At 63.3% G+C, this 22995-nt stretch carries 21 protein-coding genes; 12 read left to right on the top strand and 9 right to left on the bottom strand.

The window, feature by feature from the left end:
- Positions 1-506 precede the first annotated feature (506 nt).
- Both FBY03_RS13075 and FBY03_RS13070 read right to left on the bottom strand, forming a co-directional pair.
- Positions 507-1697, bottom strand: a complete 1191-nt coding sequence (locus tag FBY03_RS13075; protein WP_256677927.1) for a hypothetical protein — start codon at positions 1695-1697, stop codon at positions 507-509.
- Positions 1698-2081: 384 nt separating this feature from the next.
- A complete protein-coding gene (locus FBY03_RS13070; protein WP_147172804.1) occupies positions 2082-2885 on the bottom strand; it encodes a CHAD domain-containing protein in 804 nt (267 codons plus the stop codon).
- A 578-nt stretch (positions 2886-3463) separates the two neighbouring features.
- On the opposite strand from FBY03_RS13070, the gene FBY03_RS23280 reads away from it, so the two are divergent.
- Complete coding sequence (locus FBY03_RS23280) at positions 3464-3595, top strand: hypothetical protein (protein WP_371920774.1); 132 nt, start codon at positions 3464-3466, stop codon at positions 3593-3595.
- A gap of 12 nt (positions 3596-3607) precedes the next feature.
- Here FBY03_RS23280 and FBY03_RS13065 read toward each other — a convergent pair whose 3' ends face one another.
- From FBY03_RS13065 to cadR, 4 genes are all read right to left on the bottom strand, one after another.
- A complete protein-coding gene (locus tag FBY03_RS13065) occupies positions 3608-5329 on the bottom strand; it encodes a J domain-containing protein (RefSeq protein WP_147172803.1) in 1722 nt (573 codons plus the stop codon).
- A gap of 9 nt (positions 5330-5338) precedes the next feature.
- Positions 5339-7027, bottom strand: coding sequence for a molecular chaperone HscC (locus FBY03_RS13060; protein ID WP_147172802.1), 1689 nt, complete (start codon positions 7025-7027; stop codon positions 5339-5341).
- Positions 7028-7764: 737 nt separating this feature from the next.
- Entirely contained in the window at positions 7765-8730 is a 966-nt protein-coding gene (locus FBY03_RS13050; RefSeq protein ID WP_147172801.1) for a class I SAM-dependent methyltransferase, read from the bottom strand.
- Positions 8731-8781: 51 nt separating this feature from the next.
- On the bottom strand, positions 8782-9234 hold the full coding sequence (cadR, locus tag FBY03_RS13045) for a Cd(II)/Pb(II)-responsive transcriptional regulator (RefSeq protein WP_147172800.1): 453 nt from the start codon (positions 9232-9234) through the stop codon (positions 8782-8784).
- A gap of 79 nt (positions 9235-9313) precedes the next feature.
- On the opposite strand from cadR, the gene FBY03_RS13040 reads away from it, so the two are divergent.
- The 3 genes from FBY03_RS13040 (at position 9314) to FBY03_RS23060 (ending at position 12692) form a co-directional block, all read left to right on the top strand.
- On the top strand, positions 9314-11530 hold the full coding sequence (locus FBY03_RS13040; RefSeq protein WP_147172799.1) for a heavy metal translocating P-type ATPase: 2217 nt from the start codon (positions 9314-9316) through the stop codon (positions 11528-11530).
- A 17-nt stretch (positions 11531-11547) separates the two neighbouring features.
- Positions 11548-11901, top strand: coding sequence for a DUF3703 domain-containing protein (locus tag FBY03_RS13035; RefSeq protein WP_147172798.1), 354 nt, complete (start codon positions 11548-11550; stop codon positions 11899-11901).
- Between the two features lie 479 nt (positions 11902-12380).
- Positions 12381-12692, top strand: a complete 312-nt coding sequence (locus FBY03_RS23060; protein WP_178090657.1) for a glycine zipper 2TM domain-containing protein — start codon at positions 12381-12383, stop codon at positions 12690-12692.
- Positions 12693-12954: 262 nt separating this feature from the next.
- On the opposite strand, the gene FBY03_RS13025 is transcribed toward FBY03_RS23060, so the two are convergent.
- Positions 12955-13368, bottom strand: coding sequence for a hypothetical protein (locus tag FBY03_RS13025; protein WP_147172796.1), 414 nt, complete (start codon positions 13366-13368; stop codon positions 12955-12957).
- A gap of 246 nt (positions 13369-13614) precedes the next feature.
- On the opposite strand from FBY03_RS13025, the gene FBY03_RS13020 reads away from it, so the two are divergent.
- The 3 genes from FBY03_RS13020 to FBY03_RS13010 all read left to right on the top strand — a co-directional run bounded on the left by FBY03_RS13020 (position 13615) and on the right by FBY03_RS13010 (position 17213).
- Positions 13615-14355 carry a Mut7-C RNAse domain-containing protein gene (locus FBY03_RS13020; protein ID WP_147172795.1) on the top strand — a complete coding sequence of 247 codons (741 nt, stop codon included), beginning with the start codon at positions 13615-13617 and terminating at the stop codon, positions 14353-14355.
- Positions 14356-14708: 353 nt separating this feature from the next.
- Complete coding sequence (locus tag FBY03_RS13015; RefSeq protein WP_147172794.1) at positions 14709-16559, top strand: multicopper oxidase family protein; 1851 nt, start codon at positions 14709-14711, stop codon at positions 16557-16559.
- A gap of 42 nt (positions 16560-16601) precedes the next feature.
- Entirely contained in the window at positions 16602-17213 is a 612-nt protein-coding gene (locus tag FBY03_RS13010; RefSeq protein WP_147172793.1) for an SCO family protein, read from the top strand.
- A 118-nt stretch (positions 17214-17331) separates the two neighbouring features.
- On the opposite strand, the gene FBY03_RS22985 is transcribed toward FBY03_RS13010, so the two are convergent.
- Positions 17332-17481 (bottom strand): hypothetical protein, encoded by a 150-nt coding sequence (locus FBY03_RS22985; RefSeq protein WP_156088618.1) that lies wholly within the window; start codon positions 17479-17481, stop codon positions 17332-17334.
- Positions 17482-17760: 279 nt separating this feature from the next.
- Positions 17761-18666 (bottom strand): LysR substrate-binding domain-containing protein, encoded by a 906-nt coding sequence (locus FBY03_RS13005; protein ID WP_147172792.1) that lies wholly within the window; start codon positions 18664-18666, stop codon positions 17761-17763.
- A 156-nt stretch (positions 18667-18822) separates the two neighbouring features.
- On the opposite strand from FBY03_RS13005, the gene FBY03_RS13000 reads away from it, so the two are divergent.
- The 5 genes from FBY03_RS13000 to FBY03_RS12980 all read left to right on the top strand — a co-directional run bounded on the left by FBY03_RS13000 (position 18823) and on the right by FBY03_RS12980 (position 22981).
- A complete protein-coding gene (locus tag FBY03_RS13000; protein ID WP_147172791.1) occupies positions 18823-19959 on the top strand; it encodes an FAD-binding oxidoreductase in 1137 nt (378 codons plus the stop codon).
- Complete coding sequence (locus FBY03_RS12995; RefSeq protein WP_147172790.1) at positions 19949-20290, top strand: (2Fe-2S)-binding protein; 342 nt, start codon at positions 19949-19951, stop codon at positions 20288-20290. Before FBY03_RS13000 ends, FBY03_RS12995 begins: the two co-directional genes overlap by 11 nt.
- Positions 20280-21686 carry an NAD(P)/FAD-dependent oxidoreductase gene (locus FBY03_RS12990; RefSeq protein WP_147172789.1) on the top strand — a complete coding sequence of 469 codons (1407 nt, stop codon included), beginning with the start codon at positions 20280-20282 and terminating at the stop codon, positions 21684-21686. Before FBY03_RS12995 ends, FBY03_RS12990 begins: the two co-directional genes overlap by 11 nt.
- The gene (locus FBY03_RS12985; RefSeq protein WP_147172788.1) at positions 21683-22036 is read left to right on the top strand and encodes a RidA family protein; all 354 of its coding nucleotides are present in this window, start codon (positions 21683-21685) and stop codon (positions 22034-22036) included. Before FBY03_RS12990 ends, FBY03_RS12985 begins: the two co-directional genes overlap by 4 nt.
- A gap of 162 nt (positions 22037-22198) precedes the next feature.
- Positions 22199-22981 carry an ABC transporter substrate-binding protein gene (locus FBY03_RS12980; protein ID WP_147172787.1) on the top strand — a complete coding sequence of 261 codons (783 nt, stop codon included), beginning with the start codon at positions 22199-22201 and terminating at the stop codon, positions 22979-22981.
- Positions 22982-22995: the final 14 nt, after the last annotated feature.

The raw sequence follows: 22995 nt of genomic DNA, 5'->3' as shown, positions 1-22995 counted from the left end.
CGACGAGAAACGCCGCATCGCGCAAAAACAGGCCCGGCCCTTCGGGTTGCGCGGGAAATGGCCCCCGCTGTTGTTGCAGGACTTGGCAAGGGAATAACCATTACCTGCGTCCTGCGCCTAATCGGGGGCCATTTCTCGCGGCAACGCGGCTCGCAATGAAACGGCAACAGACCCTAGAGGGCTTAACGGCGGCCTGGCGCACTCCGAAGGCCTGCACCGGGAAACCGGCGCAGCGCTGGGCGACTACGCCCTGCCGCGAGCATTCGCCCGGCACAACAGCTGACTGGGCCATAGCCGATAAAGAGGCCTGCCAGCGAAAGTGGTGAGTCTCTCAAGGCTGGGTCAGTGGGCATGTCAGCGAAATACCAGCGACGGAGTGCTTCGAGCGCCGCGTAACCCAGCGCGGCGTCGGCACACTCGCGGCAATGCTGGGTTACGCCACGCCTGATCCGGCTGCCTGCGTGGACCAGCGCGCACGGGTTTAACCCAGCCAGGAAAACTGATGGCTATTCCTCCGTGCGCCAATAGTCGCCAGGGGCATCGTAGACACCGCTTCCGCCCTGCAGCGGTTGCTCGCCCGGCAGGGGAGCTTCTCGCGGTGGCGATTCGAATTTGACCGGCAACGTATCGCTGTTGCCGAGACTTCCCTCGATTTTTCCAGACAGGTAATAGACGCCTGCCAGCACCCCTGTGGTGGGGTTCTCCATCAGGCTGAGCCACTCTGCGTCAAAGGTAGTGCTCAGGTTCTGGCGCAGCTGCACCTCCATTTCCGGTCGGTCATTTTCGCGCAGCATGGCGCTGAAACCCGCCGCCCCCAGGGAAATCAGCATACCGGCAGCCCGGCCGGCCAACGCTGCGGCCGCGCTGGCGACGCCGCTGGTGGCGAGTTCGCTCGCCAGTTTTTTGCTGGTGCGTTTCGCCAATGACGATATGCCGGTGTCCGATGCCCCGCCGGCAGCGCCGCCAGCGGTGTTGCGCAGTCGATCGAGCAGGGCCACATAGGCCGGCAGCCGCTCGATCGGATCGGCGTGGACGATCTGGTACAGCGAAGCGCTATGGGCTGTTGGAGGCGCCAGGGTGATCGCTGGAATGTCTTTGAGTCGACGGTCGAACTGGTCCAAAGGTAGGCCGTAGCGCCGCGGGATTCCCTCGAGTTGCTCGCCGAGGAGCTGGACGTAGGCCTTCATCGCCTGCTGCATCACCAGATCGGGATCGATCTCCTTGGCGACGGGTTTCAGCACGCGATCGTGGTATTGCTCCTGCAGATAGGTGGCCAGTCGATCTTCCGTCGGTGCTGCCTCTTTCCCCGCGCTCAGCTTGTACCAGGCCACCTTCATGGACAGCCACTGTTGGGTCCAGTAGCCGGTAAACCACGGCACGAAGTCGGTCTCGGTGCGTCGGCGGATCAGCTCCCGCCAGCTTGCCATGGCATCGCGAGCATGGCTTTTGGCCGGTTCTGCCGCGGCTCGCGACGCGGCGACTATGTCGCTATCGACCTGCCGCCAGGTACTCTCCGAGATCAGAATTGGCGGTGTCAGCTCGGGGCCGCGATTGGCAGTGGCGCACCCCGCCAGCGCGACCACCAGGGCGAGGGTCAGACAATGCCGGTTCAACATTGCAATCGCGCACAAAGGCTTCGACTGCGCTCGCCCACCCACCATCGAGTAGGTTTCAACCCAGCACGTCAGACTGCTCATACGGGCCTCATCGCTGCGCAGACCTCAAAAGGCTGCCCTCTCCCCTCCTAACAAGCCGCATCCGGTGCTGTTGCAGCTTTGCCAGCCCCCTCTCCAACGGAACGTCCGGCACGCCCGACCACAGTGTTTTAAGTATAGGAGGCAAAAACGGCGGCAGGACACTCGGGCCAGCGAGGCAACCGGGCGGGTCAGCGGATCGCCCTGCAGCGGCCGGATCCCCTTGCTACGAGCCGCGCAGCGCTTGCTGTCGGTACGTCGCAGAAGTGCTTCCGCCATCGCCGAGCACACATCGTTTGCCAACTGGCGACAAGAACCCGCAGCTTGTCACTCATGCCCACCCGCACAGCGTGCTGGCGTGCGTCGCGAACGACGACCCGGCCTCGCTTATAAGGGCCCACCCGCAGTAGCGCGGGCCCTGGTTTTACCGGCCGACGCCAACAGGCCCGCGAGCGTGAGTAGCACGCCCTCGGCCTGCGCCATGGCCATGGCCGCCTCGCTTTGCCATTGCTGGCGAAGCGGCGCCAGGTCTGGCTCCTGACTGACCTTGAGGCACCACTGATAACGGTCATGCCATGCGCCGAGTTCCGCTTGCACGGCTTTCAGGACGCTAGCCATCTGCGCCGAGACGGGCGAATGCTGCGGGTAGGCGTCAGCGGCGTAGCGGTTGCGCTTGACCAGCAGACGGATGCGATGCGGGTCATGCTGCGGGTCTGCCAGCGCGTCTTGCAGGCGCACCAACTGCTTGCGCAAGCGCTTGCTGAGCAGCTTGTCCAAGAGACGCAGTTCACCGTCGCGTTTAGCCGCACGCAAGTCCGCCGGCCATGCATCCAGGCAGACCAACAGCTGCTGCAGTATCGGGCTCTGCACTATCTCGGTATAGCGCGCTGCCAGTGTGGCCTCGCGCCTGTTGGCCGGCTCGCTCAGGCCGCGATTGCGCAGCTCCTCGGCCAACACTTCAAGGTCGCGAGTCGGCGTAGTCAAGCGTCCGACTGCGACGGCGGCCTGATCGAGTGCGTCCACCACACCCTTGCCGCGCAGCGGATTGAGCAGACTGCGTAGCCGTCGCACCGTGATGCGCAGGTCATGCAGGGCCTCGGGGTCGCTCCGGTCTTCAAGGCGACCGCGGGCGTAGTAGAGATTGACTTCGAGCTTCAGCACCTGGGCAATGATCGTGTCGATTAGTGACATCTTTCCCTCACGCCTGGCGAACCCCGCCGAAGCAACCAAGGCACACGCCGGATAGCGCTGCGCGTTGGGCCATAGCGGTAACCCAAGCTGCCAGCTTGGCTCATTCCGGCAACAGCGGGAAGCAGGCTTGAAAACTGTTGCGGATATGGTGCGACGGACGCCCTGTATAGGATCGGCTCCGGCCGACCACATCCAGCAGCTCTGCCCTATAGCAGGCCTTGGCAACCAGCTGAGAACGGCCAATCGCAGAAGCTGGCGGACAAGTAAAGGTTGTCCACCCTACGCAGCTCCCAAGTTCGCGTAGGGTGGAAACTGCGGAGCGTTTTCCACCAATTCTTATCCAAGCTACCTTGCTAAAGGATCCGCCAGGGCAGGCGGTAGTCGACCCTTTGCTGCCGGTGGCGACAGGCAGGTACTGGCCGAGGCTGTGTAAAAACGAAAACTCTGGACGTTTTAGGGGGTGATTGCCCCCTTGCCCGATAGGCGATCGTGGCGTATACGCGACTACAGGAGGTCGATTTTTGATCGAGTCGATCTCAGTGCACGTTTTTACACAGCCTAGGCCAGGAGCGGACGTTTTGAGTAGGGAAAAATCTGCCCCCATTGGCTCCGCAGTGCTGATGGGCGGGGCCGACGCGCTGGTAGTCAGTGGCCTGTGGATTCGCCTGTTCCCGCCCCTGGGTCAGCGTGACCGGATGCATAACGACTAAGCCGAACTGCAACTAAGGGACTTGCTCAGTCATTATGCACAGACCGTTGTATTGCCGCGTCCAAGTACAACGAGCCACAGTGTTCTGACTGAAATACGCAAGTGCGGAGACAGTAGCAACGAGCAACAATAACCCCAATGTCAACTTCCCCCGTGACGTGCGTAACCAGACGCTCATCAATATCAGGCGATCCCTGCCTACTTTTCTCAAGAACGAGATGAAACGAGGCATGGCATTGCAAAGCAGTATCTGGGGAGAGCCTACCCGGGTTGTGAAATCGGCGTAGGCCAGAGACAACGGTGCCGTCAAACCACCAACAACTATACCCAGTACGCCTTCAACTGCCCCCATCCCTGCAGCTGCCAAGGTTATGACCGCACATGGAATCACATGGCGCAGCAGCAACAACCCGCTCCCATGCCGAATCCACCTCTCCGGTAGGAAGATGGAGCTGATGGCAATGTCCAGTCCCGACAACCAGTGGACGAAAACTCGCCACCCCCGATGCAAAACAATCAAGAGCCCACTAGCCATACCCGCCATGAATACGCACGTCAGCCAGTCTTGAGAAAGCGGCGACTTTCCTGGGGACGGTCCCCCATCCGACAAGAAAAACCAACTCGGGATGAGAAGCAGCAGCCACAGACAAAGCCCCGAGCCTCGCCAATCCATACTTCTGTTCCACTGACGCCAGTCCAGCAGCCCATCTGGGGCCACACGTGGCAACACCTCGGGAGCCTCTTGCGTAAGAGTCTCTTCCAAAATCTCGCAAGCACGCCAATCTGCCTCGGTAAAGCGATCCACCAACCGTCTGCGCTGCCCGACCCTCAATGGCTTCAACAGTAACCAAGCGGCTCGTGCCTGAGCGGTATCGGGCCGGCGCAAGGCCATACGAACACGCAATCTCTCCTCCAGCCTCTCCAACTCGCCGCGGCGGAGCAACTGATCCCATTCGCGTAGCCAGCCCGCCTGGTTCGCCTGCAGTTCGTCCCAGCCACATCTGGCGCACAGTTCTTTGAAGAATGGCAGCGACCATTGCGTGACGCTTAGAAGAATATTCACCAACTGCCGATTGAAATGGGCCCGCAGGTCGAATGGCTGTAACCAGCCCTCCTCATGCAGTACCGCCACCCGCTCCAAGAAAGCTTGCTCGTCACCCTCTGCCAGCAGGGCGTGTAAGCCATGCAGTTCGGTGGTGAGTAGACGGTTGGCCAGCCCGTCCAGTTGCACCGACGGCAATGAGTTATCTTGCCAGGGGGTCAACCATCCCAGGTGCACCAGCGCCCACTGGGCCGCCAGATAGCCCTGCTCGCTGTCGTTCAGGCAGCGCTCCAGCAAGCAACGCTCAAACAGTGCAAGTCGGCCATCGGCCTTGGCCTGGGCGGCAATGACGTTCAGCCTGGGCGGAGCCAGATCATCCAGACTGGCGAGCATCTGAGCCTGTGTCACTTCGGCCTCATCTGCCTGGACTCGCGGCTGCTCCAGCTCGACAAGCAAACCGGTATCGCCAGCCCTCTGCGGATAAACCGAAGCGAACTCCACCCCCTCGCTTTCACCCTGTTCCTCGGCCCGTTGGCGGGCAATCGTCAGAGCCCTCTCGTAGGCCCCACGCAAACGCTGGAAGGCATCGAGATCCTCATCGGGGCGATGCACCTTGAGCAGAGCAGAATAGCTGCGCTTGATCGCGCGTTCGTCGGCATCGGCGCGCAGCCCGAGTATCGTCCAGCAATTCATAGCCGCCCCTTAGAACCCGCGATCGAGCTGATCCAGACGCTCATTCAGCGAGCCGCGCACTTCGCGAATCTGCCGCTCGTCCTGGCTGTCCAGCACCCGCTGAAAATCGTTGGCGAGCCGGGCGACATATTCGCGCACTTCGCCCAGGCACTCCTGATAGAGGCGCTCCAGGCGCGCCACTATCATGCTGTTCACCTGCTGGTCGCGGGGGTGGATCTTGAGGTTCTCCAGAGTCTTGAGCTTGGCGGCGATTTCCTCACGGCTGAGTACGCCAGGGTTGTTCTCGATAATCAGACGGTGATTCACCCCGGTCAGCGGAATGCTCACATCGGCTTCCAGCAGGCCATTGTTGTCGTAAGTGAAGCGGATATCCAGGCTCACTTCGCCGGCCTTGCGTGGCGGCACGGCGACACTCAGTTCTCCGAGGAAGATATTGTCCTTCACCATGCGGCTTTCGCCCTGGAAGATCTTCACCAAGACTTCCCTCTGGCCATCGTGCAGTGTCTCAACCTGTTCCACCCGGCTCACCGGCACGACGCAATTGCGTTCGATGATCGGCAGATAGAAGCCGGTGTCATAGCGTTCGCCTACCTGTTGGGTGGTTTCGATGCCCATGCTATAAGGGCAGACATCGGTGAGAACCACCTCTTCCAGCGCTGCGTCACGCGCCTTGAGTGCCGCCTGGATAGCCGCGCCCTGAGCAATGACTTCATCGGGATTGAGGTGCATCGACGGAAAGCGCCCGAACAGACCGGCCACCAGTTTGCGTACCAACGGCATACGCGTGGTGCCGCCGACCAGCAGCACCTCATCAAGGTCAGCCACGCGAATCCGCGCATCGCGAAGAGCTCGCTCTATCGGACCACGCAGGCGCTCCAGCAAGGGTTCGAGCGCCTGGCGCAGCTGATCCGGGGTAAAGACTTCGCTCCACTCACGGTCATTGTCACGCAAGCTGAAGGTCGCGCTGCCCTCCTGTCCGAGAGCATGCCTCACCCGTTGCGCTTCGCGCCGCAAGCGGTGGCGCAGCAGTGGCTGTGAGGTATCTGGCAGGCCTGCGCCCTGGCGCTCGAGAAAGCTCTGCACCAGGGCATCGTCCAGATCCTCGCCACCAAGGAAGTTGTCGCCGGAGCTGGCGCGCACCTCCATCACTCCGTCGAAGCGCTCAAGAATCGACACATCGAAGGTTCCGCCCCCCAGGTCGAATACCAGAAAGGTGGTTTCTTCCTTCTGATGCACGCCATAGGCCAGGGCAGCAGCGGTGGGCTCGTTGATCAGCTTTTCGACTTTCAGCCCAGCCAGTTCTCCAGCCACCCGCGTGGCCTTGCGTTGGGCGTCACTGAAATAGGCCGGCACGCTGATCACCGCCTCCGTCACCGGCTCGCCGAACGCGCGCTCGACATCGGCTTTGAGGCTTTTCAGCACCAGGGCCGAGAGTTCTTCGGGACGGAACGTACACTTGCCCAGGCGGACTTCATGGGCACTGCCCATATAGCGTTTGAATAAGGCGCTAGTCAGTTGCGGATGGGTCTGCAGACGCTCGCGCGCGACATCGCCGACCAGCACCTGACCGCTATCGTCGAGACCGACGACGCTGGGGGTGAGGAAACTACCGAGGGCATTGGCAACCAGTTGCGGGGCACCCTCGCGCCAGACGGCGACCAGACTGTTGGTAGTACCGAGATCAATACCGACGATCATGCCGACCATCACTCCCTTGATGTATTTGTAGCAAGCTAGATGAGGCGACCGGGCTGCATAGCCCTGAGCCGGCCAAAGGCCAGCATTAAAACCTACGGTTCATCTGAGGTAAAGCATCAACACTGCGGTGTCAGGAGTAACGACGACAGCCGACTGACCTCATGGGGAAAGCCACTTACAACTAGCCCAACACCACCGTATCCCCGCCTTGGCCGAATGGCATGCGTGGGGGATCCCGTCCTTTAGTAGTAGGGCTGAGACCGACTCGCACTCAGGGCACCAACATGGCCTCGGACACCTGCTTATGCACCGCCTTGCTGGCCAATTGCTCGACCAGCGTCAGAGCATTCCAGAGCCGTGCCCGAGCGAAGTGGGGACAGATTTATTTCCTCTACTTTAAACGTCTGCTCCTGGCCGATTCTGTTGAAAAAGTCGGCCTTGGTTACCACGACGTAAAAGTTGGCGCATGAGATTGAAATCTTAAAATTCTGCAGACGTTTGGGGCTCAGATTTCACGTAGCGACGCACAGCAAAGGGGTTTTCATCGGTCACTATTGGGGCCGTTAGGGCAAAGCGACTTTTTCAACAGAATCGGCCGTTTCCTGCCTGTCGCAAGTGACCTCTGCGGGTCACCTTCCGCCAGTCACAAATGACAGAAAAAGGCCCTAACGACGGCCATTCAAACACCCGAACACGACTCAACACATGAAGTTGCGGAGCTCAAGCAGGGGGCAACTCTACGCGGTGTGGTTCGCGGCAACATCGCCGGTTTGGCGAAACACCAGCGCCTTCAATCCGCTGTCCGGGTCGATGTCGGCGAACTCCGGCGGGTTTTCCAGGCGCTGAGTAAAACGCAGGCTGGGCGCCTCGTTGGCCATGCCCTCGATCAGAAAGTCCGGACCGATGCCGGGGTCATTGACGCAGGCCAGCACCACGCCTTGTGCGGTGAGCAAATCGGGCAGACGGCGGAGTATTTTCTGGTAGTCCTTGGTCAGGGCAAAGCTGCCCTTCTGGAAGGACGGCGGGTCGATGATGATCAGGTCATAGGGGCCGTATTTCTTGACCTTGCTCCAGGACTTGAACAGCTCATGGCCTAAGAAGCTCACCCGGCTCAGGTCATGCTGGTTGAGCCGGTGATTGTCCCGCCCGCGACTCAAGGCCGCCTTGGCCATATCCAGATTGACCACGTGCTCGGCGCCGCCAGCAATCGCGGCCACCGAGAAACCGCAGGTGTAGGCAAATAGATTGAGCACCCGCTTGCCCCGGGCCTGCTCCTGCACCCAACGGCGGCCGTAGCGCATGTCCAGAAACAAGCCGTTATTCTGTTTGGTGCCCAAGTCCAACTGATAGCGCAGGCCGTGCTCGCTGATCGGCCATTGCTCGACGGCCTCTCCCAGCAGGCATTCGGTCAGGCTGTCCGGCAGGTAGCGGTGTTGCAGCAGCAGGGTGTGCGCCTTGCTGCCCCGCCAGGCAGACGACTCGCTCAAGTCCATGAGCATGGCTTTCAGTTCGGCCAACTCAGCGTCGCTCGGCTGCCTGAACAGACACACCAGCAGCACGCCTTGCAACCAGTCGGCGGTGACGTGCTCAAGCCCCGGCCAGCGCTGCCCCCGGCCGTGAAACAGGCGGCGCGTCTCCTCGGGCACGGCAGTTAAGGCGGCGACTAGCTGGTGTTGCAGAATGGCGATTGCTGCTGGGTTCATCGTTCACTTTCACTTATGTGTTTATTGCGTCTGGATGGCGCGGTGGCCGCCTCAGCGCCCATGGCTCTTGCCGACATGGGAATGGCTGCCTTCGTTTGGCGGAATGACCCCGCCACTCTCGGTCAGCCGATGAAGAATCTCGCACTGCTCGACGCCCCGCTCCACCGAGCAGCGATGCCTTAGTTCAATCAGCTGCGCTTGCAAGGCCTGCAAGCTCGCCAGGCGAACCTTTACGTGCTCGATATGCGCGTCAATCAGGGCATTCACGCCTTCGCAGTTTTCCTCGGGCCTGTCCTTGAGGTTCAACAGGCTCCTGACCTCGTCCAGGGTCATGTCCAGGGTGCGACAGTTGCGGATGAAGGTCAGCCGCTCGACATGCTCGCTGCCATACAGCCGGTAGTTGCCTTCGCTGCGCGCGGGCGCAGCCAGCAAGCCTTCGCGCTCGTAGTAACGGATGGTCTCGACTTGGCAGTCGGTCAGTTTGGCCAGTTCTCCGATCTTCATCTAGCGCCTCCGGCAAATGCTTGACCCTATAGTGACTTCAGGGTGTGTACTCGGCAACATCGAATCCGAGGACACCCCCATGAGCCATCGCAGCGCCGCACAAACCACCGCAGAGAACCGCCCCATCGCCGCTTGCTGCGCCTCCGCCGAGGCGCGCAGCGTACGGGACATGCCGGCAGACGCTTCGCTGAGCGACGGGCAAACCCGTGTGCGCATCGAGCAGATGGATTGCCCCACCGAAGAACAACTGATCCGCGACAAGCTGGCCGGCCTGCCGGGCATCGGCGCTATCGAATTCAACCTGCTGCAGCGCGTGTTGACCCTCAGCCATGAGCCACAGGCCCTGGCGCCAGCCCTGGCGGCCATCCGCGAGCTGGGCTTCAGCCCCGTGACCGAGGATGCCGGGCAGTCCGACGCTACGGCCAGCGCCGCGCCGCGCCAGCAGGCCTGGTGGCCGCTGGCCTTGGCCGGACTGGCTGCCGTGACGGCGGAAATCCTGCACTTCGCCGCGCTGGCGCCCGAGTGGCTGGTGGCGGGCGTGGCGCTGGCGTCGATCCTGCTGTGCGGGCTGGGCACCTACAAGAAAGGCTGGATCGCCCTAAAGCAGCGCACCCTCAACATCAACGCGCTGATGAGCATCGCGGTGACCGGCGCGGTGCTGATCGGCCAATGGCCGGAAGCGGCGATGGTGATGGTCCTGTTCACGGTGGCCGAGCTGATCGAGGCGAAGTCGCTGGACCGCGCGCGCCATGCGATTCGCGGCCTGATGCAGCTGACGCCCGAACGAGCGACCGTGCAGCAGGCCGATGGCCGCTGGCTGGAGGTCGAGGTCAGCCACGTCGCACTCGGTTCGCTGCTGCGCGTGCGGCCGGGCGAGCGCATCGGCCTGGACGGCGAGGTAGTGGCCGGCACTTCCACTGTCGATCAGGCGCCGATCACCGGGGAAAGCCTGCCGGTCGAAAAAAGCCTGGGCGATCCGCTGTTCGCCGGCACCATCAACCAGGCCGGTTCGCTGGAGTACCGCGCCACGGCGACGGCTAACCACAGCACCCTGGCGCGCATCATCCATGCGGTAGAGCAGGCCCAAGGCTCGCGGGCGCCGACCCAGCGCTTCGTCGACCGCTTCGCCAGGATCTACACCCCCGTGGTCTGCGCCCTGGCCCTGGCCATCGCGGTGATCCCGCCGCTGCTGCTCGGCGGCCTCTGGTTCGACTGGGTCTACCGCGCCCTGGTCCTGCTGGTAGTGGCGTGCCCCTGTGCGCTGGTGATCTCGACGCCGGTGACCATCGTCAGTGGCCTGGCCGCGGCGGCGCGCAAAGGCATCCTGGTCAAGGGCGGCGCCTACCTGGAGCTCGGCCATAAGCTGAGTGTGCTGGCGCTGGACAAGACCGGCACCCTGACCCACGGCAAGCCGTTGCAAACCGACTACCTGGCGCTGGTCCAGGCCGACGCCGACGCTCATCGCGTGCTCGCCGCCAGCCTGGCGGAGCGCTCCGATCACCCGGTATCCCAGGCCATCGCTCGGCAGGCCACCGACAACGGCCTGGACCTGAAAGCCGTGCACCAGATCGAGGCCTTGCCGGGGCGCGGGGTGCGCGGAACGGTCGAAGGTCTCGACTATCACCTGGGCAACCATCGCCTGGTGGAGGAACTCGGCCTCTGCTCGCCCGAACTGGAAGCGCGACTCGATCGCCTGGAGCGCCAGGGCAAAAGCGTGGTGGTGCTGTGCGATCCAGCGCGCGCGCTGGCCCTGTTCGCCGTGGCGGATACGCTCAAGGACTCCAGCCGCCAGGCCATCGCCGAGCTGCATGAGTTAGGCGTGAACACCCTGATGCTGAGCGGCGACAACCCACACACGGCCGCGGCCATCGCCGCGCAGGTCGGTATCGACGAGGCGCGCGGTAACCTGTTGCCCGGCGACAAGTTGCAAGCCATCGAGGCGCTACAGGCGCGCGGCGAGGTGGTCGGCATGGTTGGCGACGGGATCAACGACGCACCCGCCCTGGCCCAGTCGCAGATCGGTTTCGCCATGGCGGCGGCCGGCACCGATACCGCCATCGAGACCGCCGATGTGGCGCTGATGGATGACGACCTGCGCAAGATTCCGGCGTTCATGCGCCTGTCCCGGCAGACCGCGACGCTGCTCAAGCAGAACATCGCCCTGGCTCTGGGGATCAAGCTGCTGTTCCTCGGCATCACCCTGACCGGGCAGGCCACTATGTGGATGGCGGTGTTCGCCGACATGGGCGTCAGCCTGCTGGTGGTGTTCAACGGCTTGCGCCTGCTGCGCAAGTAACATTCGGGAGACTTTTGATGAACCCAGCACTGCACCACGCCATCGATCAAGCCTTACGGCAGGTCGACACGGCCAGCCGGCAGGCAGACTACCCCGGCGCGTTCCGCTGGCTGGAGCGCGCGCACATCCTCAGCCAGCGCCTGCCGCTGCGGCATGCCGGTACTCACTGGCGCATGCTGCGGCTCGGCTGGCGCAGCGGCGATCTGCGCGAGGTGGTGGGCCAGCTTCCGCGGATCATCGCCGCGCTGCTGTTTTCCAGGGTCTGGGTGCCCATCGGCAACAGCGGGCGGGCACGGGTCAGCGCCTTCGCCCCGATGCCCATCAGCGATGAGCTGCAGCTACTGCTGCGCGAACAACAGCCGCCACGCTGATTCCCCAGCGCGGAGAAAGCTCAGGCACTAGGTCTGTTGAATGGCATCAACGCTAGATGGGCGCTAGCTGTCGGTCCACGAAGCGCGCTGGAAATATGCCGGACAAGCCCAACCACAGCCACGTTTCGCGGCCTGGGACTGGATGGGCAGCAGCGCACCGACTGGGTGTGGCATCGCACCCAGAGCGGGTTGAGGAGCCAAGGCGGTATGCAAGCGAGCGAGGCGCAACCGGACTTTTCTCTCCAGCCGTGGTCAATATGGAACCGGCTCTGTGCAGCAGGCAGTTCAAGAGGACACTCGCTATGACGATGATGCTTAGATTAGGACCCGTGCTTGGTTTGCTCAGTGTTTTTACGCTCAGCGCATGCTCGACACCAGGTCCGCCTGCCCCGACCTCCTACCCGGATGAGCCTTACCAGAGCAGCGCTGAACCCAGGGCCATCTACTCTGGATATGGCGTGGTGGAGTCCATCGACACCGTGAAACAAGACTACAAGGGCGTTGCCGGTACCGGCTACGGCCTGGGCACCGTGGCCGGTGCCGTGATCGGCGGTGTGGCGGGCCACCAGGTGGGCTCGGGAAGTGGCAACACGGCCGCGACAATCGCCGGAACTGCAGGCGGTGCCTATATTGGCCACCAGTTGGAGAAACGCAACCAGCCGGCGGATGCCTATGCAATAACCATCCGCATGAACAATGGGGCATCTCAGACCCTGACGCAGCCAACCACCGATGGCCTGCGAGTCGGTGACCGCGTGCGGATCGAGAATGGCGCCCTGCTGCGCTACTAGCACCCTGACACCCAGGTAACGCAACTGGAGTGGGTATGGACAGGGAGCCCCTCCACTCCTTCAGCGCCAGCGACGTTTCAACGTTGGCGCTGCATCGGGACACGTCGGCGGCGCAATACGCCGTCGGCGTCTCACCCAGCCCCGGCTCATGCTGAGCGGACCGCGCTGGCCAGGTGCCGACGCACTCGATAGACGGCGCTCGTCTGCGATCCGAACGAGTCTTTTGCCTGTCTCTCCGCGACCTAGGCCAATCCAGAGGAACCTAGTCGAGCAGCTCTTCGTCGCGAACCAGGATGTAGGTTGTGCCGTCCTCCTCATCGAGGAAGTCATGCACATAGAACATCAGCACCTCGCCCAGCCCCGGCATGGTCGCCACGTAATCGCCGATCTCGGCTTCGAAGAAGCCGGTCGATGCCGGCTTGGCCTCGCACTCGATTCGGGCCGTGACGAACAGTTCCGGCGCGGAATCGCCAAAGTAGTCCTCGCGCTCGGCTGCGTCCCAGTCTGCGGGGGCCTGGAAGGGGCCGGTAAAGAGAATCTTGGCATCGCCCAGGTCCTTTTCCTCGGCCTCGGGATCGGCCTCGTCCGGCCGGTAGACGTTGCAGTCTTGCGCCTGCGGATTGCTCAACAGCGCCAGTCGGGCCGCGAGACGCTTTGCTTGATCGAGTTGGGACACGGGGGTTCTCCGCGGTGATGAATTGGGGTTGCCCTTGCAACGCTCGACATCAGTGCCAAGGCGGTGCGCCAGCGTCTGGGCCGTCAGTGTCATGGACAACCTCCATCGACTGCAATTGCTCGATGCCCATAGGTACCGTGTGACAACGCGAAAAAGGCCGACAGCAGGTCACGTCAACGGCGCCAACCAAGCCACTGCGCACAGCCCGAAGCCTGACGCCGTGGGCGCTCCTGCCATACTGAGGTCATGGTCAGCGCTACCTTTCGCTTCTACGAGGAGCTCAACGATTTTCTTCCCGCCGAGCGTCGCGGCACGGCGTTTACCTGCGACTGCGCGCGAGCGGCGACCTGCAAGCACATGATCGAGGCGCTCGGCGTGCCGCATACCGAGGTCGAGCTGGTGCTGGTCAATGGCCAGTCGGTGGGCTTCGAACGCTTGCTGGCAGAAGGTGATCGGGTGGCGGTCTATCCCAAGTTCGAGCGCCTGGATATCAGTCCGCTGCTCAAGGTGCGTGACCAGCCGCTACGCATCACCCGCTTCATCGCCGACGCCCATCTCGGTGGGCTGGCCCATCTGCTGCGCATGGCCGGGTTCGACACCCTGTATGACAACCATTTCCATGACGAGCAAATCGCCGAACTGGCCGCCTGCGAGGGGCGCATCGTACTGACCCGCGACCGCGAACTGCTCAAGCGGCGGATCATCAGCCACGGCTGCTATGTACATGCCCTGAAGCCCGCGCAGCAGTTGCGCGAATTGTTCGAACGCCTCGACCTAGCGCGCAGCGTACGGCCCTTCAGCCTGTGCCTGCACTGCAACGCCCCGCTGCAGCCGATCGACAAGGCGCTGATCGCCGAACGACTGCCGCCGAAAGTGCGCGAGCATCAGCAGTACTTCCTCAGCTGCGCGCGCTGCCAGCGGGTGTTCTGGCAAGGCTCGCACTGGCGCTCCATGCACGCGCTGCTGCAACCCTTGTTGCACCGTTAGCCGGGCTCACTTTGCTGCCTGGCACGGCCCCGCATCGGGCAGCGCACGCCCCCTTTAGTTCGCTTCAGCTGACTTCAGCTGCATATATTTCGCTATATGCCCGCTTCGCAACACACCTTCTCGAAAACATAAAACAAATATCTACATGTAAAACAATCAGATAAATACTCTAAATAGAACAAAATCATAACTCGCCGGCAATTTGACACTAGTCGCACTAAAAGCTTTAGTCAGGTGTAACGGTTCACGACGTGCGCAGTACCGGCATGCGTATTGCGCGTCGTTTTCCGAGGAGACCCCCTGTGCAATCAACATTCCTTGACTAACTACAGGCAAGGATGCGGAGGCAGTTCATGAACAACAGCAAGACGTCCGCGTCGCCACCCATCAAGGACCCATCCGGCGACCCCGCAAGACGCACATTCCTCAAACTATCCGCCAGCGCACTGGCCGCCCCGCTGCTGCTAAACCTGCGCAACAGCGATGCGGCGGAATGGGTGACCACCCCACAACCGGTCTTCCCGCCCAGCCCACCGACTCGGCCCTGGCTGGAGGAGCTACCCAGACAGATAGTCCCGATTGAAAGCGCCAGTACCCTGAATCCGCCACCCAGCGTATCCCCCAATACCGCCGGCGGCGAAGCCGGACGGGCACCGCACCAGCGTTACGCCGAGCTGACTGGCGTGCTGGGTGCGCCGGAGTTCTATGAGTTGAGCGCAGTGGAGAATGCCGAGTACGTGGTTCACCCGGACCTGCCCAAGCAGCGCGTCTGGGCCTATCGCGGCACCAACCCCGACGCGACCGTGCCCGCTACCATCTTCGCCCACTACGGCACACCGACCCTCTGTCGCATCCACAACAAGTTGCCGGAAGACCACGTGGGTTTCGGCAGCCCGGAGATCTCCACCCACCTGCACAATCTACATAGCCCCTCCGAGAGCGACGGCTACCCCGGTGATTTCTACAGTTCGAGCATGGCAGGTCCGACCCTGGATCGATCAGGCCCCAAGCAAGGCGCAGGAGAATTCAAAGACCACTTCTACCCCAATATCTATGCCGGTTACGACGAATGGCGAGCCCGCCATGGCGACGGTATCGGCGATCCGAACGAGGCCCAGGGCACGCTCTGGTATCACGATCACACCGCGGACTTCACCGCGACCAACGTCTACCGCGGCCTGGTGGGTTTTTACCTGTTGTTCGACCACATCGACACGGGTAAGGAAGACGATGACAAACCGGGCGCCCTGCGCCTGCCGAGCCACCCTTACGACTACCCGCTGGCCTTCGGCGACAGGCGCTTCGCTCCGCAGCCAGACGGCCAGCTGTTCTACGATGACCTGCATGTCGAGGGCGTACTCGGCGACAAGATAGTGGTCAACGGCAAGATCGAGCCGGCGCTGCGCGTCGATGCGCGCAAGTACCGCCTTCGCCTGCTCAACAGCGGGCCCAGCCGCTTCTACGAGTTCTATCTGGTCACGGCGAAGGACAAGGTGCAGCGCTTCACCTATATCGCCAACGACGGCAATCTGCTGCCGCAACCGCTGTTCAACCAGAGCAAGGTGCGTCTCGCGGTGGCCGAGCGCGCCGACATAGTGGTCGACTTCTCGCAGTATCCAATCGGCACCGAGCTGTACCTGGTCAACCGCCTGCGCCAGGACAGCACGCGCAAGCCCAAGGACGTCAAGGCGCCGGGCACTCGCGTGCTGAAGTTCATCGTCGACCGGCATCCGCCGCAGCAGGACCTGAGTCAGGTACCCGAACAACTCCGCGAACTGCCGGAATTGCCTTCAGCCGAGGAGATCAGCAAGTTGCGCGTGCGGCGCTGGGAGTTCGATCGCAAGAACGGCCTGTGGATGGTCAACGGGAGGTTGTTCGACGTGCACAACCCGCGCGCCAAGATCAAGCAGGGCGAAGCCGAGGTCTGGGAGCTGGTGGGCAAGTCCGGCGGCTGGTCTCACCCCATTCACATCCATCTGGAGGAAGGCCGCATCCTCAGCAAGAGCGTGGATGGCATCGAGGTGCCCGTGCCACCGCACGAGCGCGGCCGCAAGGATGTGTTCGTACTCGAGCAAACCATGACCATCCGCGTGCTCATGCGCTTTCGCGACTTCCACGGCAAGTACGTCATGCATTGCCACAACGTGATCCACGAGGACCACGCGATGATGGTGCGCTGGGACGTCGAGGATGAAAACACCTGATTCGCACGCGGCAACGACCTTGATCAGTGAGGTGAACCTCAAATGAACACTCGCAGAGAACTGGTGTTGGGCATGGGCAGCCTGGGCGTCGCCGCGCTCGGCATCCCGGTCTGGCGCGGCGCCATGGCCCAACCCCAACTAGCCATGACACCAGACAAGCGCATTCCCAATACGCCGCTGATCAGCCACGAAGGCAAGAAAGTCAGGTTCTACGACGACCTGGTGCGCGGCAAGGTGGTCACCATCAACATGATGTACGTGGCCTGCGCCGATATCTGCCCAACCGCCACGGCAAACCTGCGCAAGGTGCAACAACTGCTGGGCGCCCGCGCAGGCCGCGACGTGTTCATGTACTCGCTGAGCCTGCAGCCGGAGCTCGATACCCCCGAACTGCTCAAGGCCTACGCCGAACTGCACCACGCCGAGCCGGGCTGGCTGTTCCTCACCGGCGCAGCCGACGATATCGAAGAGCTGCGCTACAGCCTCGGTTTCTCCGACCCCGATCCGCAGGTCGACCGCGACCAGACCACCCACACCGGCATGCTCCGTATCGGCAATGACGCCTTCCAACGCTGGACCATGGCGCCGGCCCTGGCCGAACCCAGGCAGATTCTGGCCACCATCAATCATGTCAGCCGAACCCTGACGTTCTAGTGCCTGCGAGTGGCTTACCCACAACGCCCGTGGATAGCGCTGTGGATAAGCTGTACAGACAGAGACACAGCCCTAGTCCCGTAACGCCTGCCGAGGCCTGATCGTTTTTTGAGCTATATCAACAGGATAGCCAGGTACTTAGACACAATATCTGTGCGCCGAGCTGTGGATAAGCTGTGCCCTGCTGAATACAGGCCAGTGCCTGCGCGGCCTGGCGCTCGCTGAGTGCTTTTCGTACAACGGCAATGGCGCCGGCAAAGCCGGTCATGACATCCCACTCATTAGGTAGCAACCCCGCGACCGACTCCCACGCCGCACCGTTCCCCCCAGCTTTTTAAGCCATATCAACAAGATAGACAGCCACTTAGACACAATATCTGTGCGCCGAGCTGTGGATAAGCTGTGCCCTGCTGAACACAGGCCAATGCCTGCGCGGCCTGGCGCCCGCTGTACGTTTTTCGTACAGCGCCCGCACCCCGCACAGGGCCTACCGAGACGAGCCACTCAGCATCATGCAGCTCAGGCTAGGTAGCAGTGCGGGACCCGCTCAGCCTTTGTAGCTGTCCGGTACCTCAGTGGCCACGAAGGCCCGCATATGCTCGATGAATCGCTGGTGGAACTTCGAGAGCCGGGCCTGGGTGGGAATCAGCATGCTGAAATCCATCTCGATCACCGGCTCGAAGGCACGAAACAGTACGCCGGCACCCCGGTATTCCAGCGCGCTAATGGCATCCACCAAGGCGACTCCGGCGCCCTGCTCGACGAACATGCACATGGGGATCGACAGCTGAGTTTCCAGGCGCAGCTCTCGCTCGACGCCGTGGGCGGCGAAAATCGCGTCGATATGCTGGCGCGAGGCGATCGCCTGCGGGTAGGAAATGAAGGCCTCGCCCTCTAGATCCTCGGGCACTATCAGCGCCTTGTCCTGCAGCCGATGGCCGACCGGCAAGGCGCAGAGCAGGCGCGACTTCAACAGCTTCTCGCTGCGCGGGCTGGGGTAGGTATTGGGCTGCACGATAAAACCCAGGTCGCAGCGCTGCCCCACCACCTGGTCCACCACTTCACGCGATGACTGCACCACCAGGGTGATCTGCGCCTGCTCGTGCTGTTTGAGAAAGGCGCTGATCGCTCGCGGCAGAAAGGACAGCCCCAGCGCTGGCGCGCAGGCGATATGCAGCGAGCCGCGGGTGAGGCTGCCGATCTCCCGCGCGGTACGGGCGATGCGTTCCACGCCGAGCAGCGAGCGTTGCACTTCTTCGTACAGCACCAGCGCTTCCGGCGTGGGCTGCAGACGGCCTTTGCTCCGCTCGAACAGGGCGAAGCCGATGTCCTCCTCCAGCGCACCGATCAGCCGGGTCGCCGCCGGCTGGGAGATGTGCAGCATCTCGGCGGCGCGGGTGACGGTCTGCCCAAGAATGACCGCACGAAAGGCTTCCAATTGACGCAGATTCATTCGTCACAACCCCATAACAAAAAGACATGGCCTTGCCAAAATAAAGCATTTTTCATCGCCACATAAGCGCCCTAGGATCAGTGTCATCTTCACTGACAAGGCAGTTTGACTGACTCCCAGCGCAAGCGCTGGAGTCATTCAGACTGAGGCGGACCTATGCAAAAAACTGAGATCATGATCATTGGCGGCGGTTTGGCCGGCATGGCCGTCGCCTATGGTCTGGCTCGGCTGGGGCGCCAGGTCAGCGTGTTGGACGAGGGCGATACGGCCTTGCGCGCGGCACGTGGCAACTTCGGCCTGCTCTGGGTGCAGGGCAAAGGCTACGGCATGCCGGCTTATGCGCGATGGACCCTGCAATCGGTAGCGCTGTGGCCGCAGCTGGCGCGCATGCTGCTGGACGACACCGGTATAGACGTGCACTTGCGCCAGCCCGGCGGCTTTCAGCTGTGCCTGTCCGCTGCGGAGATGGCCGAAGAAAGCCGTCGTCTGTGCTGGCTCAAAGATGCTCTGGATGGCGACTATCCCTTCGAACTGCTCGACCCGGCCGCACTGCGCAAACGCCTGCCCGGTGTCGGCCCGCAGGTAGTCGGCGCCTGCTATTCACCGCTGGATGGCCACGTCAATCCGCTCAAATTGCTGCGCGCCCTGCATGTCGCCTGTCAAACACGCGGAGTGAAACTGCTCAATGGCCGCCGGGTCAGTGGCATCGCGCAACGCGGCGAGGGCTTCGAGCTTGCCAGCGGCGACCAGCGCTGGCACAGCGAGCGCCTGGTGCTGGCGGCCGGACTGGGCAACCGCGAGCTCGGCGCCTTGCTGGGCCAGCCGGTACCGCTGCAGCCCAGTCGCGGGCAGATCCTGGTGACCGAACGCCTCGAACCCTTCCTCCATTACCCCACCAGCACCGTCCGCCAGACCGACGAAGGCACCGTGCAGCTGGGCGATTCGGCGGAATCGGTGGGCTTCGACGACGGCACCAGCAGCGCTGTGATGGCCGATATCGCCGGGCGCGCGGTGCGGTGTTTTCCACGCCTGGCGAATGTGCGCCTGGTGCGTGCCTGGGGCGCGTTGCGGGTATTGAGCCCGGATGGCGCGCCGATCTATCAGGCCCTGCCCGGCGCGCTGGGCGCCAGCGTGCTGTCCTGCCACAGCGGCGTGACCCTGGCCGCTGTCCATGCATTGCGCTTGGCGCCCTGGATCGCCGGGGAACAGGCCCTGCCGGAGATCAGCCCCTTCGACCTGCAACGTTTCGCCACCGCCACCGCAACTGCAACCGAGGTGCGCCATGCCAGCTGACAGCTTGTTCCGCCAACTGCCCTCGGACGCTGGGTTGCTCAGCATCGAGTTCGATGGCCAAACCTTGCAGGTGCCGGCCGGCGTCTCGCTGGCGGCCGCCTTGCTCGCCAGCGGCGTGCGCCGCAGCCGCAGCACCCCGGTGAGCGGCAGCCCGCGCGCGCCCTACTGCATGATGGGGGTGTGCTTCGAGTGCCTGGTCGAGGTGGATGGCGTACCCAACTGCCAGGCCTGCCTATTGCCGGTTGCGCCCGGCCTGCGCGTGCGCAGCCAGCACGGGGCCCGCAGCCTGAGCCCGGCGTCCGCGCTGGAGGAGCAGCACGATGACGCTTGAAACCTTCGACCTGCTGATCATCGGCGCCGGCCCAGCCGGCATGAGCGCGGCGCTCGAGGCGCGCCGCCATGGTCTGAGCGTGGCGCTGCTCGACGAGCAGCGCTCACCCGGCGGGCAGATCTACCGCAACATCGACCACAGCGACCCGCAGCGCCTGGCGATACTGGGTGCGGATTACCTGGCCGGCTTGCGTCTGAGCCAGGCCTTCATGGCCTGCGGCGCGCGCTACATCGCCGGTGCGGCGGTATGGCAAGTCACCGCGCAGAAACAGGTGCACTACCTGCTCGACAGCCGCGCCTATGTGCTGCAGGCGCGGCGCTTGCTGATCGCCACCGGCGCCTATGAACGGCCCATGCCGATTCCCGGCTGGACCCTGCCCGGAGTAATGACCGCCGGTGCCGGGCAGATCCTGCTGAAAAGTGCCGCGCTGCTGCCAACCGCTCCGGTGATCCTGGCCGGCTGCGGTCCACTGCTGTACCTGTTGGCCGTGCAGTACCTGCGCGCCGGCATTGCCCTGGCGGCGCTGGTCGACACCAGCAGGCATACCGATGCCCTGCGCGCCTGGCGCCAGTTGCCGGGTGCCCTGCGCGGTTGGCGCGACCTGCTCAAGGGCGTGTCACTGCTGGCCAGCTTGCGTCGCGCCGGGGTGAAGCATTATCGCGGTGCGCGCGATCTGGCGATTGAGGGCGAAGAACAGGCTCAGGCCCTGCGCTTCAGCAGTGGCGGCGTCGAGCGGCGCATTCCGGCGAGCTTGATCCTGCTGCATCAGGGCGTGGTGCCGAACACCCAGATCAGCTGGTCGCTGCGCCTGCAGCACCACTGGAGCAGCCAACAACTGTGCTGGAGCGCCGAGCGCGATGCCTGGGGCGAGACCAGCCTGCCCGGCATCTTCATCGCCGGCGACGGCGGCGCCATTGGCGGCGCGCTGGCGGCGCAGCAACAGGGCCGGCTCGCCGCCCTGGCCGTCGCCGGGCAGTTGCAACGCCTCGCTGCGCCTGCCATCGAGGTGCTCGCCCAACCCTACCGCCGCGCCCTGGCCCGGCAGCTCGCCGCGCGACCATTGCTCGACGCCCTGTACCGCCCGCCACTGGAAAGTCGCGTGCCGGCGGATGCGGTCATCGTCTGCCGCTGCGAAGAAGTCAGCGCCGGCGACGTTCGCCAGCACGTCGACCTTGGCTGCCTCGGCCCCAATCAGACCAAGGCCTTCGGCCGCTGCGGCATGGGCCCCTGCCAGGGACGCCTGTGCGGCCTGAGCGTGACCGAAGTGATTGCCGAACGCCGTGGCGTCTGCCCCGAGCAGGTCGGCTACTACCGCATCCGCTCGCCCTTGAAACCCATCACCCTCGCCCAGTTGGCCAGCGAGCCCAGCGCCAGCGTCCCTCAGGAGTCCTTATGAACAGCATCCGACGCATCGACAGCAATCCCCGCCTCAGTCGCGTGGTGGTGCACAACGGCGTGGCCTGGCTCAGCGGCATAGTCGCCGCCGACTGCAGTCAGGACGTGCGCGGGCAAACCCGCCAGGTGCTGCAGCGCCTGGAGGAATTACTGGCAGAGGTCGGCAGCGACAAGAGCCGCCTGCTCAGCGCGCAGATCTGGATGAAGAACATGCTCGGCGACTTCTCGGCGCTGAACGAGCAGTGGAGCGCCTGGTTCGCCCCCGGCGAGACGCCGGCCCGCGCCACGGCCCAGGTGACCTTCGACGATACCGACATCCGCCTGGAGCTGATCGTCACCGCCGCGGTCTGAGCACGGCATTCACCCTGAACCCACCGGGCCCGCCCGGAGGTATGGCCGCAGTGGCCAGCCAAGCGCCATGCACAGCAGTCATTCGACGCGCTGCTGCCGATAACGGGTGACTTCATTTCCTGGAGCATCCGGATTACAACAACAACGTAATTGGAGCCACCTATGAATCGCTACAGCACTCTGAAGACCCTCGGCCTGGCGACGCTGGTCGCCTTTGCCTGCACCGCCCAGGCCGCCGACAAGCACTTGCGCCTGGGCATCGAGGCGGCCTACCCGCCATTCGCCTATAAGACCCCGGACAACCAGATCCAGGGCTTCGATTACGACATCGGCCAGGCCCTGTGCGCCGAGATGAAGGTCACCTGCGAATGGAAGGAGGTCGAGTTCGACGGCCTGATCCCTTCGCTCAAGGTGCGCAAGATCGACGCGGCCCTGTCGTCGGTGTCGATCACCGAGGAACGCCTGAAGTCGGTGGACTTCAGCCACAGCTACTACCGCGTCCCGGCCAAGCTGGTCGCCCGCACGGGCAACGGCATCGACAGCCTCCCGGCCGACCTCAAGGGCAAGCGTATCGGCGTGCAGCGCGCCACCAACTTCGACCGTTACGCCAGCGAGTACTTCGTGCCGGCCGGCGCCGAGATCGTTCGCTATGGCACCCAGAACGAGGTGTTCCTCGACCTGCTGGCCGGCCGCCTGGATGCCAGCCTAGCCGGCTCCATCGCCATCGAAGAAGGCCTGCTGAAGAAACCGGAAGGCAGCCCCTTTCAGTTCGTTGGGCCGAACTTCACCGAGCAGCAATATTTCGGCACAGGCGCCGGCATCGCGGTGCGCAAGCATGACCCACTGGCCGCCGAGCTGAACAAGGCCCTGGCCGCCATCCGCGCCAACGGCACCTACGAGCAGATCCGCAAGAAGTACTTCGACTTCGACATCTACGGCGACTGACCAGCCGATGCTCG

Origin of the sequence: Pseudomonas sp. SJZ079, assembly GCF_007993865.1 — a bacterium.
Taxonomy (GTDB): domain Bacteria; phylum Pseudomonadota; class Gammaproteobacteria; order Pseudomonadales; family Pseudomonadaceae; genus Aquipseudomonas.
Note: the sequence above shows the minus strand (reverse complement) of the source record. Positions and strands in the feature narration are given on the sequence as shown.

Bases quoted from the DNA above. Each gene is read 5' to 3' on its own strand.
- FBY03_RS13075 (WP_256677927.1), bottom strand. From the start codon at position 1,697: ATGAGCAGTCTGACGTGCTGGGTTGAAACCTACTCGATGGTGGGTGGG.
- FBY03_RS13070 (WP_147172804.1), bottom strand. From the start codon at position 2,885: ATGTCACTAATCGACACGATCATTGCCCAGGTGCTGAAGCTCGAAGTC.
- FBY03_RS13065 (WP_147172803.1), bottom strand. From the start codon at position 5,329: ATGAATTGCTGGACGATACTCGGGCTGCGCGCCGATGCCGACGAACGC.
- FBY03_RS13060 (WP_147172802.1), bottom strand. From the start codon at position 7,027: ATGATCGTCGGTATTGATCTCGGTACTACCAACAGTCTGGTCGCCGTC.
- FBY03_RS13050 (WP_147172801.1), bottom strand. From the start codon at position 8,730: ATGAACCCAGCAGCAATCGCCATTCTGCAACACCAGCTAGTCGCCGCC.
- cadR (WP_147172800.1), bottom strand. From the start codon at position 9,234: ATGAAGATCGGAGAACTGGCCAAACTGACCGACTGCCAAGTCGAGACC.
- FBY03_RS13040 (WP_147172799.1), top strand. From the start codon at position 9,314: ATGAGCCATCGCAGCGCCGCACAAACCACCGCAGAGAACCGCCCCATC.
- FBY03_RS13035 (WP_147172798.1), top strand. From the start codon at position 11,548: ATGAACCCAGCACTGCACCACGCCATCGATCAAGCCTTACGGCAGGTC.
- FBY03_RS13020 (WP_147172795.1), top strand. From the start codon at position 13,615: ATGGTCAGCGCTACCTTTCGCTTCTACGAGGAGCTCAACGATTTTCTT.
- FBY03_RS13015 (WP_147172794.1), top strand. From the start codon at position 14,709: ATGAACAACAGCAAGACGTCCGCGTCGCCACCCATCAAGGACCCATCC.
- FBY03_RS13010 (WP_147172793.1), top strand. From the start codon at position 16,602: ATGAACACTCGCAGAGAACTGGTGTTGGGCATGGGCAGCCTGGGCGTC.
- FBY03_RS22985 (WP_156088618.1), bottom strand. From the start codon at position 17,481: ATGACCGGCTTTGCCGGCGCCATTGCCGTTGTACGAAAAGCACTCAGC.
- FBY03_RS13005 (WP_147172792.1), bottom strand. From the start codon at position 18,666: ATGAATCTGCGTCAATTGGAAGCCTTTCGTGCGGTCATTCTTGGGCAG.
- FBY03_RS13000 (WP_147172791.1), top strand. From the start codon at position 18,823: ATGCAAAAAACTGAGATCATGATCATTGGCGGCGGTTTGGCCGGCATG.
- FBY03_RS12995 (WP_147172790.1), top strand. From the start codon at position 19,949: ATGCCAGCTGACAGCTTGTTCCGCCAACTGCCCTCGGACGCTGGGTTG.
- FBY03_RS12990 (WP_147172789.1), top strand. From the start codon at position 20,280: ATGACGCTTGAAACCTTCGACCTGCTGATCATCGGCGCCGGCCCAGCC.
- FBY03_RS12985 (WP_147172788.1), top strand. From the start codon at position 21,683: ATGAACAGCATCCGACGCATCGACAGCAATCCCCGCCTCAGTCGCGTG.
- FBY03_RS12980 (WP_147172787.1), top strand. From the start codon at position 22,199: ATGAATCGCTACAGCACTCTGAAGACCCTCGGCCTGGCGACGCTGGTC.